Origin of the sequence: Rhodoplanes elegans (assembly GCF_016653355.1) — a bacterium.
Taxonomy (GTDB): domain Bacteria; phylum Pseudomonadota; class Alphaproteobacteria; order Rhizobiales; family Xanthobacteraceae; genus Rhodoplanes; species Rhodoplanes elegans.
Genome location: NZ_NHSK01000216.1, coordinates 1 through 11,496 on the forward strand (window position 1 = coordinate 1; position 11,496 = coordinate 11,496).

Annotated in this window: 8 protein-coding genes and 1 pseudogene; 4 read left to right on the plus strand and 5 right to left on the minus strand. The window is 71.7% G+C overall.

Features of this window, described 5'->3' with window-relative positions; all coding sequences use genetic code 11:
* Positions 1–56: 56 nt before the first annotated feature.
* From CCR97_RS24990 to CCR97_RS25000, 3 genes are all read right to left on the minus strand, one after another.
* On the minus strand, positions 57–2,813 hold the full coding sequence (locus tag CCR97_RS24990; RefSeq protein WP_111359610.1) for a bifunctional diguanylate cyclase/phosphodiesterase: 2,757 nt from the start codon (positions 2,811–2,813) through the stop codon (positions 57–59).
* Between the two features lie 64 nt (positions 2,814–2,877).
* Positions 2,878–4,560 (minus strand): methyl-accepting chemotaxis protein, encoded by a 1,683-nt coding sequence (locus CCR97_RS24995; protein WP_111360137.1) that lies wholly within the window; start codon positions 4,558–4,560, stop codon positions 2,878–2,880.
* Positions 4,561–4,618: 58 nt separating this feature from the next.
* Positions 4,619–5,023, minus strand: coding sequence for a hypothetical protein (locus CCR97_RS25000; protein WP_201159978.1), 405 nt, complete (start codon positions 5,021–5,023; stop codon positions 4,619–4,621).
* A gap of 422 nt (positions 5,024–5,445) precedes the next feature.
* On the opposite strand from CCR97_RS25000, the gene CCR97_RS25005 reads away from it, so the two are divergent.
* Positions 5,446–7,173 carry a tetratricopeptide repeat protein gene (locus CCR97_RS25005; protein ID WP_201159979.1) on the plus strand — a complete coding sequence of 576 codons (1,728 nt, stop codon included), beginning with the start codon at positions 5,446–5,448 and terminating at the stop codon, positions 7,171–7,173.
* A 227-nt stretch (positions 7,174–7,400) separates the two neighbouring features.
* On the opposite strand, the gene cysE is transcribed toward CCR97_RS25005, so the two are convergent.
* Together cysE and CCR97_RS32165 are read right to left on the minus strand one after the other, a co-directional pair.
* Entirely contained in the window at positions 7,401–8,246 is an 846-nt protein-coding gene (gene cysE, locus CCR97_RS25010; RefSeq protein ID WP_244670656.1) for a serine O-acetyltransferase, read from the minus strand.
* A 238-nt stretch (positions 8,247–8,484) separates the two neighbouring features.
* Positions 8,485–8,619, minus strand: coding sequence for a hypothetical protein (locus tag CCR97_RS32165; protein WP_274611552.1), 135 nt, complete (start codon positions 8,617–8,619; stop codon positions 8,485–8,487).
* Positions 8,620–8,628: 9 nt separating this feature from the next.
* Here CCR97_RS32165 and CCR97_RS25015 point away from each other — a divergent pair, with 9 nt between their 5' ends.
* The 3 genes and pseudogenes from CCR97_RS25015 to CCR97_RS25025 form a co-directional block, all read left to right on the plus strand.
* Entirely contained in the window at positions 8,629–9,291 is a 663-nt protein-coding gene (locus CCR97_RS25015; RefSeq protein WP_111359899.1) for a DUF1847 domain-containing protein, read from the plus strand.
* A gap of 200 nt (positions 9,292–9,491) precedes the next feature.
* Entirely contained in the window at positions 9,492–10,049 is a 558-nt protein-coding gene (gene ppa / locus CCR97_RS25020; protein WP_111359898.1) for an inorganic diphosphatase, read from the plus strand.
* 387 nt (positions 10,050–10,436) lie between these two features.
* Positions 10,437–11,496: pseudogene (locus tag CCR97_RS25025) on the plus strand (DUF4139 domain-containing protein); the annotation flags it as partial.

Here is an 11,496-nt window from a genome sequence, read left to right on the forward strand (position 1 = left end):
TTCTTGCTCCGACGTCGGTTGTCGTCCTCCGGAACGATGCGCCCCGGGATGACGGATCACGCCTCGGCCGCGGCCATCGCGCGACCGCCCGCGAACACCTCGCTGCCGATCCGCCCGGCGATCGCCTCGGCCGGCATCGGGGCGCCGAACAGGAAGCCCTGCGCCTGGGTGACGCCGGTGAGCCGCAGCACCTCGAGCTGTGCCGCCGTCTCGACGCCCTCGGCGACGACGGTCAGGCCGAGGCTGAGGCCGAGCGCCGCCGCCGAGCAGACGATGGCGGCGCACTCCCGCTTCGCCAGAATGTCGCCGGTGAAGCGCCGGTCGATCTTGAGCTTGCTGAACGGGAACGTCGCCAGATAGGCGAGCGAGGCGTAGCCGGTGCCGAAGTCGTCGAGCGCGACGCCGACGCCGAGGCTCGCGAGCGCCCGCAGCACCGCGACGTTGCGCTCCTCGTTCTCCAGCAGCACCGTCTCGGTGATCTCGATCTCCAGCCGCTGCGGCGGCAGGCCGGCCGCGGCGAGCGCCCCGGCGATGTCGTCGAACAGCCCGGGATTGCCGAACTGCGCGGCCGAGACGTTGACGGCGACCTTGAGGTCGCCGGGCCAGCCCGCCGCCTCGGCGCAGGCGGCGCGCAGCACGACGTCGCCGAGCGGCCCGATCAGGCCCGACTGCTCGGCGAGCGGGATGAACGCCTGCGGCGACAGGAGCCCGCGTTCGGGATGCTGCCAGCGCACCAGCGCCTCGACGCCCACGACGCGACCGGTCCTCACGTCCACGACTGGCTGATAATGCAACAGGAAGTCGCCGTCCTCCAGGCTGCGGCGGATCTCCACCTCCAGCCTGCGGCGCGCCTCCACCTCCTCCGACATCCCCGGGTCGTAGTGCACGAACCGTCCGGGGGCGACCGCCTTGGCCCGGTAGAGGGCGAGGTCGGCCTTCTTCAGGAGGTCGGTCGGGTCGATGCCGTCCTGCGGCGCGACGGCGATGCCGATGCTGGCGACGACGACATGGGTGGCGCCGTCGATCCGGTGCGGAATCGCGAGCAGCGCGCCGATGCGCTGGGCCAGCTCCTCCGCCTCCTCGCGCGCCGAGCGGGCGCTCGCGTCCGCCGTCTCCTCGCTGCGGCCGCTCGCCCGGACGGCGCGGATCACGGCGAACTCGTCGCCGCCGAGTCGCGCCAGCGTGTCGTCGCCGCGCGCCGCCTGGGCGAGCCGCAACGCGGTCTGCCGCAGCACCACGTCGCCGACCGTGTGGCCGACCGAGTCGTTGATCTCCTTGAAGCGATCGAGGTCGATCATCAGCACCGCGAAGGCGGTGCCTTCCGTCCGCAGCGCGAGCGCGGCGGTCTCGAGTCGACCCAGGAAGGTCGCGCGGTTGGGCAGCCCGGTGAGCGAATCGTAGCGGGCCAGGAAGGCGATGCGCTGCTCGTGGCGGTGCCGGTCGGTGACGTCGTCGTGGGTCTCCAGCCAGCCGCCGTCGGCGGTCGGCCCCTCGGTCACGGCGATCACCCGCCCGTCGGCGAGCTCGAACAGCGCGGTCGGCGCCCGCTCGGCGCCCGACGCCGACGTCCCGTCGACCGGATCGGCGGTCCAGACGAGGCGCTTGGCCCGGCTGCTGCGCTCCGCCAGCACGGCGTCACGGGTCCAGCCGGGGCCGAGCTCGGCCGGCAGCCGCCAGATGCGGCGGAACGCGTCGTTGCAGACGCGCAGCCGGCCGGCCGCGTCGAACATGCAGAGCCCTTGCGACATGGCCCGCAGCGTCGCGGCAAACTGGGCGTTGGTGTCCGCGAGCCGGGCATTGGTGCGGACCAGCGAGGCCGCCCGCGCCGCGGCGACGCGGCGGGAGGCGGCGAGCTGGCGGAGCTCGCGGGCGAGCACGACCAGGAGGACGAGCAGGAAACCGAGCAGCGTCAGCGCGCCAATGGCCGCATAGGTCGAGCGCGCCCGCCAGGCGGCCAGCACCCCGGCCTCCGGCGAGGTCACGGCGATCACCAGCGGCAGGGTCGGTAGCGGCGCCACCGACACCCAGCGGGTGACCCCGTCGAACAGTCCGGGCGAGCGGAAGCTGCCGCCGCCGGCGGCGACCTGATCGTGCCACGGCCATCCGGCCGGAACCCGTGTCCCGGCGCTCCTGTCGTCGGCCGGATAGCGCAGCAGCACCGTGCCGTCGCGCCGCGACAGGGTGAAGCTCTGCTCCTTCAGGAAGCCGGCCGTGAGATACAGGCGGTCGAAGAAGGCGGTGGCGACGCTGACGGTGACGACGCCGCGAAAGACGCCGTCCGGCCCGGTGATTCGACGCGCCAGCACGACCACCGACTCGCCGGTGCTGCGCATCCGGGTCGGCAGCGACACCTGCAGATCGTCCCGCCCGGCGGTGCGCAGCGCCTCGAAGAAATCGTTGTCGGCGATCCCCGGCAAGCCCGCCGGGCGCACCCGCGAGGCGCTCACCACCCGGCCCGAGGCATCGGCGATCGCCATGCAGACGGTGTGCGGCATGACCTTGATCTTTGCCGCCATCCAGTCCTGCAGCGCGCCGGCGCTGAACTGCCCGTCGAAGCCCTCGCCCGACGTGACGCCGAAGATCTCGGCGAGGTCGCGATAGTCGCGGACGACGTTGTCGACCTCCTGGATGGCGTGCTCGATCTGGCCGGTCAGGAAGACGGCGGTGTTGCGGTCGGCGCGCACCGCCTGGGCAATGGCGTCGGTCCGGCTTTGCCAGACCGACAGCCCGACCGCGAGCGTGGCGACCACGCAGACGAGGAACGCGCTGACGAAGACGGCGCGGTGTGGGGTCGGCGCGGCCGACTCGGCCATCGGAGATACTCCGCGAGTGGCGCCGACGCGGCCTCGGGCCGCGTCGGCGTAGACTCCGGCCGGGTCAGGCCGCCCGCACGGTCGCCAGGAAGGTCGCCAGCTCGCGCGACAGTGCGTTGCTGTCCTTCGACAGCGACTGCGCCGACGACAGCACCTGGGCGGAGGCCGCGCCGGTCGCCTCGGCCCCGTGGTTGACGTCGGTGACGTTGCGGGCGACCTCGCCGGTGCCGGCCGCGGCCTGCTGGACGTTGCGGGCGATCTCCGAGGTCGCGGCGCCCTGCTCCTCGACGGCCGCCGCGATGGTCGAGGCGATCTCGGCGATCCGCCCGATCGTGCCGCCGATCTCCTTGATGGCCGCGACCGAGTCGTGGGTCGCCGCCTGCATGCCGGCGATCTGGGACGAGATGTCGCCCGTGGCCTTGCCGGTCTGGGCGGCGAGCGCCTTGACCTCCTGGGCGACCACCGCGAACCCCTTGCCGGCCTCGCCGGCGCGGGCCGCCTCGATGGTGGCGTTCAGCGCCAGCAGGTTGGTCTGCTCGGCGATCGCCGTGATCAGCTTGACCACGTCGCCGATGCGGCCGGCGGCCTGCGACAGCTCGCCGATGCGGGCGTCGGTCTTCTCGGCCTGCCGCACCGCCTCCGAGGCGATGCGGGTCGACTCCTGCACCTGCCGGCTGATCTCGTTCACCGAGGCCGACAGCTCGTTGGTGGCCGAGGCGACGCTCTGGACGTTGCCGGAGGCCTGCTCGGACGCGGCGGCGACCGCGCCGGCCCGCTCCTGCGTCGTCTCCGCGGTGCGCGACAGCGTGCCGGCGGCGGCCTCGAGCTCGGTGGCGGCCGACGAGACCGCGCCCACGATGGTGCCGACCGCCGTCTCGAACTGGTCCGCCATGCGGGCCATGTCGGCTTTTCGGGTGGCCGCCGTGCGGGCCTCGGCCTCCTGCTGCTCGCGCCGCAGGCGCTGCGCCTCGATGCCGTTCTCCTTGAACACCGCGACCGAGCGGGCCATCAGCCCGACCTCGTCCTTGCGCTCGGCACCGGCCACCTCGGCCGCGAAGTCGCCGCCGGCGAGCCGCTCCATGGTGCGCGACAGCACGCCGAGCGGCTTGGCGACGCCGAACTGGACGACCGCGAAGGCGAGCGCCAGCACCAGCAGGGCGGCGAGCGAGATCGCGATCACGGTCGTCCTGATCGTGTCCGCCACCTCGGCCGAGGCCTTGGCGGAACGCTCGTCGAGCGAGCGCTCGAGGTCCGTCGTGATCCGGCGCATGTCATCGCGCAGCGCGGCGGTCTTCACCGCCATGGCCATGCCGAGCCGCAGGGCGGCCTCGTTCTCGTTGGCCATCGTCGCCTTGGTGACGACGGCCGCATCGCCGTGGATCGCCTCGAAGGTATCCTGGGCGCCGTTCAAGGCCCGCGCGAAGCTGGGCAGATTCCGGGCGGCCTCGGCCACGAGCTCGCGGAACCGGTTGCGATTGACCTCGATCTCCTGGGCGGTCTTGCGCATGGCGGCCGGATCGGTCTCGGCGATGATCCGCCAGGTCAGCCGGCCGAAATTGAAGATTTCTTGGTTGGCCCGCAGCCCGGCCTTCATCCCGGCGACGTCGCGCGCCAGCATCTCGCTGTAGATCTTGTCGATCTCGTGCATCCGCGACGCCGTGAACCACACGGCGCCGGCCACGACCGCCATCAGCAGTCCGAAGCAGGCCAGGATCTTGTAGAGAATCTTCACGTTCGACAACGACATGGAACCCTCCATCCGGCGCGGCCGCGGCCTTGCCGCGGCGCGCTCGGACATTGCGCGTTCAGGTCTGTGCCCCGGATCGCCGGCGCCAGGCGCCGACCGGTCGCTTGGCGTAGTCTCGCCAGCCGCCGCCGCGGAGTTCGCCGAGCCCTGCGCCGAGCCGGCCGGCGGGCACCGGCGCTTCCTCACCCGCCTCGGAGGGCGACGCCTCCAGGAGGTCGACCAGCCGCTCGAGATCGGCCAGCACAGCGTCGTGGTCGCGACGAAGCCGGTCGACCACGGCGAGCCGGTCGGCCGAGACGTCCGGCCCCGACAGGGTGGTCACCATCTCGGCCATGCAGCGGGAGTAGGTGTCGAGCACGCCGCGCAGCCGCGGCAGGTCCGCCCGCAGCACGCACAGCACCGTCCCTTCGCGCCGGGTCCGCATGTCGCGCGCCGCGGCGCGCTTGCGCTTGTCGTGAGTCACGTCGCCCCCTCGATCCGTCGATCCATCTGCGGGCGAGGGTTCGTCCGGCGTGGTTGCCGGTTTCTTACTTTCGGGCAGGGCTGGCTGTCAGATGACAGTCACACGACGCGCCGCGAACCGTGACGTTGGTACGCGAGGAGGTCATCAAAGTGCCGCGAGCTGAGCTCGGGGCAGGTGTCAACTGCAAGTCACATGCGTTATCTCAAAGATGCTTGTCGGCGAGTCTGTAAGATGACATTCGATCCGCCGCCCTTTTTTGCGTCGATCGACTTTCTCGTCCTAACTCGGATGTATTAAACTTGCTTGGGCAAGACCCTTTGACGCGTTTTTCGGATGGCGAGATCTCTGCTGCGCTCGCGCGCGTCGTGGAGTCGGCGCGCTTTCGGGATTCGCCACAAATTACCTCCTTTCTGAGCTGGGTGGTGGCGCAGACACTGGCCGGGAACGCCGATCGCATAAAAGGGTATACGATTGCCGTGGAGGCGCTCGGCCGGGACGCGAGCTTCGACCCCAACAGCCAGTCGATCGTCCGCACCGAGGCGGCACGGCTGCGCCAGGAACTCGACCGCTACTATGCCGAGGCGGGTCGCGACGACCCGATTCGCATCGCCCTGCCGCGCGGGCGCTACGTGCCGACATTCACGCGCGTGGCGCCCCTTGCGCCCACGGCGCCGGAGCCGACCACACCGGCCCCGCCCGAACCGGCCGTCGCGGACGCGCCGCCCGCCGTGCCGGAGCCATCACCCGAGGCCGCCCCTGCGGCCGAGCCGCTGTCGCCGCCGCGCCCACACTCGCGGCTACTGTCCCGGTTCCGGGTCACGCCGGCCTGGCTTGCCCTTCTGGGGGTCGTCGCCTACGGCCTGTTCGACGTGCTGGTGATCGATCACTGGAACGTCTACCGCGTGCTGAGCGCGGCGGAGGAGTCGGTCGCCGCGACCCGCCCGGCCCGGCCGGCCCGGCGACGCACCGGCGAGCCTTGGCTCGCGGTCGAGCCGGTCGCGGTCGTCGGTGCCCCCGGCGACCCGGCGGTCGCGCCGGACGCGCTGCACGCCCGGCTCACCAACGCGCTGGCGCGGTTCGAGGACATCGCCGTTGTGGCCGCGCCGGCCGCGATGCCGGCTCTTGCACAGGCGAGCGCCGATCTCGATTACCTCCTGGTGCCGAAGCTGGTTCGCGCCGCCACGGGCCAGAGCTTCCTCAGCGTCCGCCTGCTCGCCATGCCCGAACATCGCGTCGTCTGGCACGACGAGGTCGCGGTCGATTCGGGCGACGACGGGCGGGGCAAAGCCATCGAACCGCTCGTCGCTTTCGTCACGAGCGTGCTGCTCCAGCCCTTCGGCATCATCCCGGCGGCCGAGCGCCGCAAGCTCGCCGAGGACGGCCCGCCCTCGGCCTATCAGTGCACCCTGGTCGCCGCCGAGCTCGCCCGCTATTTCGACCCGCAGCGCCGCAAGAGCACCCGCGACTGCCTGGAGGCGGCGATCCGCGACGACCCGAGCTTCGCGCTCGGACACGTGCTGCTCGCGCGGCTGCATTATCGCGACCACGTGTTCGGCAATGGCGGTCCGAACAGCCTGCCGACTGCGCTGGCGCTGGCGCGGCGCGCCGTCGAGCTCGCGCCGAACAGCGCGCGCGCCCACTACACGCTGATGCACATCCAGGTGGCGCGCGGCCATCTGGAGCGGGGCCTCGCCCATGGCGACCGGGCGCTGGGGCTGAACCCCTACGACCTGCGGGTGCTGATGCAGGTCGGCGGCCAGCTCGTCGCCGCCGGCGAGGTCGAGCGCGGCCGCGTGCTGCTCCAGCAGGCGCGCCGCCTGACGATCTCGAACCCGACGCCGCTCGCCTGGGCGATGTTCCTGGCCGCGTTCTTCGAGGACGACGTCGCCGCGATGGCGATCGAGGTCGACCGCATGCCGGGCAGCTCCGACCTCGACGTACTGGCCCGCGCTCTGCTCCTCGCCCGACAGGGCGACATGGCGGCCGCCCGGACCGCGCTGGCGCCGCTCGAGGAACGTCGGTCGGCCTTCGTCGTGCGGCCGCGCGAGCTGCTCGCCCGCTCGATCGCATCGCCCGCGATGGTCGACCGCATCGTCGCGGCGATCGGCACGATCACAGAGGACGGACCGACCAGCCAGGTGCTGCGGTGATGCTCCGCGCGTGCGCCGCGGACCGTTCTTTCCGGCAGAGAGACGAATCGAGGCGGCCGCGCCTCCTGCGGTCCCTCCCCCCTTGTGGGGGAGGGACAGGGAGGGGGGTGAGCCGCAGGCTCGGAGCATGTGGCTCACCCCCCTCTCCCCCACAAGGGGGGAGAGAGCAGGTCGGGGCGAGCGTCGGCGTCCGATCGCGTGGTCGGTCGCCTGATCGGATCTCGTGATCAGATCACGTAGACGAACGAGTCGTAGGCGTCCTCGCCGAGGATCTGGTCCATGCTGCGGGCCGGCTCGGCACAGCCGGCGGTGCCGACCACCTTGGCCGGCACGCCCGCGACCGTCGTCGCCGGCGGGACCGGCTTGAGCACCACGGAGCCGGCGGCGATGCGGGCACAGTGGCCGATCTCGATGTTGCCGAGGATCTTGGCGCCGGCGCCGATCAGCACGCCGTTGCGGATCTTGGGATGGCGGTCGCCGGTCTCGTTGCCGGTGCCGCCGAGCGTCACGGCCTGCAGGATCGACACGTTGTTGCCGACCACCGCGGTGGCGCCGACGACGAGCCCGGTGGCGTGGTCGAGGAAGATGCCCTCGCCGAACGGCGCCGCCGGGTGGATGTCGGTCTGGAACACCTCGGAGGAGCGGCTCTGCAGCCACAGCGCGAGGTCGCGGCGGTCGTGGGTCCACGCCCAGTGCGCCAGACGATGCCCCTGGATGGCGTGGAAGCCCTTGTAGTACAGCACCGGCTCGATCAGCCGCGACGTCGCCGGGTCGCGGTCGAGCACGGCGAGCACGTCGGCGCGCGTCGCGCGGCCGATCGCCGGGTCGTCCGCATAGGCGCGCAGGAAGGCGTCGCGCAGGATCGCAGCCGACACGTCGGCATTGGCGAGCCGCGCCGCTATGCGCCGCGCCACCGCGTCCTCGAAGCCGTCGGCGCCCAGGATCGTCGTCATGATCAGCGCGCCGAACTCCGGGGCGCGCGCCAGCATGGTCTCGGCCTCGTCGCGCAGCCGCGTCCACAGCCGATCGTCGGTGGTGACCGGACGACGGGCGACGCGGGCGCTGGCGTGCAGGCCGACCGGCGCGGTCGCGTGCAGCAGCGGGGCGTGCGAAGGCGCATGCAGCGGGGCGTGCAAGGGGGTCGCGATGCTCACGAGCGTCCTTTCCGACCTGAAGTTCCGGCGCCCGGGCACGCGCGGAGTCCGTCTTCTCCACCCCAGGATGTCTGCGCCACACCGGACGATGTCAAGGAAACGGCGTCCTCTTCTTATCGTTCATGACAGCACGTTTATCCTACGGACCTGACCCAAGTCATTGCGGTTCCGGCATCTTCATGCTGCGCTGCGGGACCGGCCATCGCGGCGCGAAATCCTCCGCCATGGTTGCCGGAGCAGGATCATCGAGGCCGCGGATCGTCGTCACCAGCGCGGCCGTGGTCGTCGTCACGGACCCGTCATGAGCAAGCCCACCGAACCGACCTGCGCCGACTGCGGCCAGCTCGCCTGCCACCGTCCCGAGCGCCCGGCGCCGGACTTCTGCCTGGGCGACGCGACGCCGCCCGCCGTGCTGGACGGCACCGTCACGGCCTACCGGGACGGCGGACCCGACGCCGTGCTGGCGCGCGCCGCCGCCGAGGTCGAGGGCCTCTATTACGGCAAGCTGACCCGGGTGGAGGAGACGCTCGCCTTCGCGCGCCGCATCGGCGCGCAGCGCATCGGCATCGCCACCTGCGTCGGCCTGATCGAGGAGACGCGGCTGTTCGCCACCATCCTGCGCCGCGGCGGCTTCACGCCCCTCACGGTGTGCTGCAAGGTGGGCGGCACCGACAAGACCGAGATCGGCGTGCCGGACGAGCTCAAGATCGCGCCCGGCGGCTACGAGGCGTGCTGCAACCCGATTCTGCAGGCGCAGACCCTGAACGCCAAAGCGACCGACCTCAACGTGATCATCGGCCTGTGCGTCGGCCACGACGCGCTGTTCTGCAAGCATTCCGACGCGCCGGTGACGACGCTGATCACCAAGGACCGCGTCCTCGGCCACAATCCGGTCGCCGCCCTCTACACGGCGAAGAGCTACAGCCGGCGCGTCATGGACGAGGAGCGGCTGAAGGGGCTGTGAGGCCTCGCGGGGGCCCGCGCCCGCCGGCAATAGGCGCCGAACGGCGACGAAAGTCGTATGGTCGGGGCGACTATGCGACCATGGGTGGTTCCGAAACCTGTTGTGGCGGGGCGGCCCGGCGCAGTAAGCAGACGCATCAGAGAACCGACGCCGCGACGTCCCGTGGGGGCGTCGCGCGTGTCCTTTTGTCCGGAGCCGCCATGAACCTCGACGAAATCTCCCCCGGCCCGAACCCGCCGAAGGACATCCACGTCATCATCGAGATCCCGCTCGGCGGCGAGCCGGTGAAGTACGAGATCGACAAGAAGTCGGGCGCCCTGTTCGTCGATCGCTTCCTGCACACCGCGATGTACTATCCCGGCAACTACGGCTTCATCCCGCACTCGCTGTCGTTCGACGGCGACCCGATCGACGTGATGGTGATGAACCGCGTGCCGGTGTTCCCGGGCTCGGTGATCCGCTGCCGGCCGATCGGCGCGCTCCTGATGGAGGACGAGTCGGGCGGCGACGAGAAGATCATCGCGGTGCCGGTCGACAAGCTGCACCCCTACTACAACGACATCGCCAACTACACCGACCTGCCCGCCGTGCAGCGCGACCAGGTCTCGCACTTCTTCCAGCACTACAAGGATCTGGAAAAGGGCAAGTGGGTCACGATCGCCAAGTGGCTCGACGCCGCCGCGGCCGAGGACCTGATCATGAAGGCGCTCGAGCGCCACCAGAAGAAGCTCGCCGCCGCCGCCGAGACCGCGAAGTAAGGTTTTCGCGAAGGCGTCGCAGCCCTCGTCATCCCGGGGCGGCGCGTGAGCGCCGAGCCCGGGATCCATAACCCCTGTCTTTCGTGAGCCACCGGCACCGGGGTTATGGATCCCGGGCTCGCGGACCTTCGGCCCGCGCCCCGGGATGACCAACGAGCTTTCCTCGCCCCTCACGTCACGACAACTCCGGCCGGGGCAAGCTTCCGCTCTCCCCATCGAACCCCCGCCCGCCCGCCGCACACCAAGAGCGTGCCGGCGCCGTCGTCACATCGGCATCACGCGCCCGCCCTCCGGGCGCCCAGGTTCGGGTCTTCGGTATCGCCGGTGACACCGCCCTCGCGGCCGGATCGGCCGGCGCGACGGGGCGGTCAGCGACGGGATCGTCAGATGCCCCTGCCCCACAAGCTTCATTACGCCGGCCAGTGCGCGCCGTCGCGCGACGTGCGTTGGCGTCGCGCCGCCCTGCCGCTCCGCATGGCCCTGCTGGCGACGGCCGCGCTGCTGGTCGCGCCGCCGCTCGCCGCCCTTGGTCCGGCCGACGCGGCCGAGCTGCCGCTGAAGCGCGTCGTGCTGTCCTCGGCCGGCCTCGCCCAGTTCATCCATGCCGGCACCGTGACGGGCGGCGCCACGGTCGAGCTGCCGGTGCGGCTCGATCAGGTCGACGACCTGCTGAAGAGCCTCACCGTGTTCGACCGCGCCGGCGGCATCGGCGCCGTCAGCCTGCCCGGCAAGACCCCGCTGGTCGAGCTGTTCCGCGACCTGCCGTTCGGGCCCGAGGCGCTCGCGTCGCCGTCCGCGCTGCTCAACGCGCTGGTCGGCACCGAGGTGGAGATCGCCGGGCCGGTCAACGCCACCGGCCGGGTGTTCCGGGTCGAGCCGGAGGAGACGACGCTTCCGAACGGCGGCGGCACGGTGACGCGCCATCGCCTCGCGCTGATGACCGAGCGCGGCCTCGTCACGGCGGTGCTCGAGGATCTCACCACGCTGCGCTTCACGGATCTGGAGACCCGCGTCCAGATCGAGCGGGCGCTCGCCGGACAATCGCAGAACCGCGCCAAGGATCGCCGCACGCTCTCGATCGGCTTCCTGGGCGACGGCGACCGCCCGGTCGGGCTCGGCTACGTGGTGGCGGCGCCGGTGTGGAAGACCTCCTACCGGCTCGTGCTGCCCAAGGAGGGCGGAAGAGCCCGGCTGCAGGGCTGGGCCGTGGTCGAGAACCTCACCGGCGGCGACTGGAAGGACGTCGAGCTGGTGCTGATCTCGGGCAATCCGGTGGCGCTCAAGCAGCAGCTCTACACGGCCTTCTACACCGACCGCATCGAGGTGCCGGTGACGACCGCGGCGCGCGTGCTGCCGCGCACCGACGACGGCGACGCCGCCGAGAGCCGTCCGGGCCCGCGGGCCAAGGCGGCCGGCACGGCGCTCGGCGGCGTCGCCGTCGTCGGTG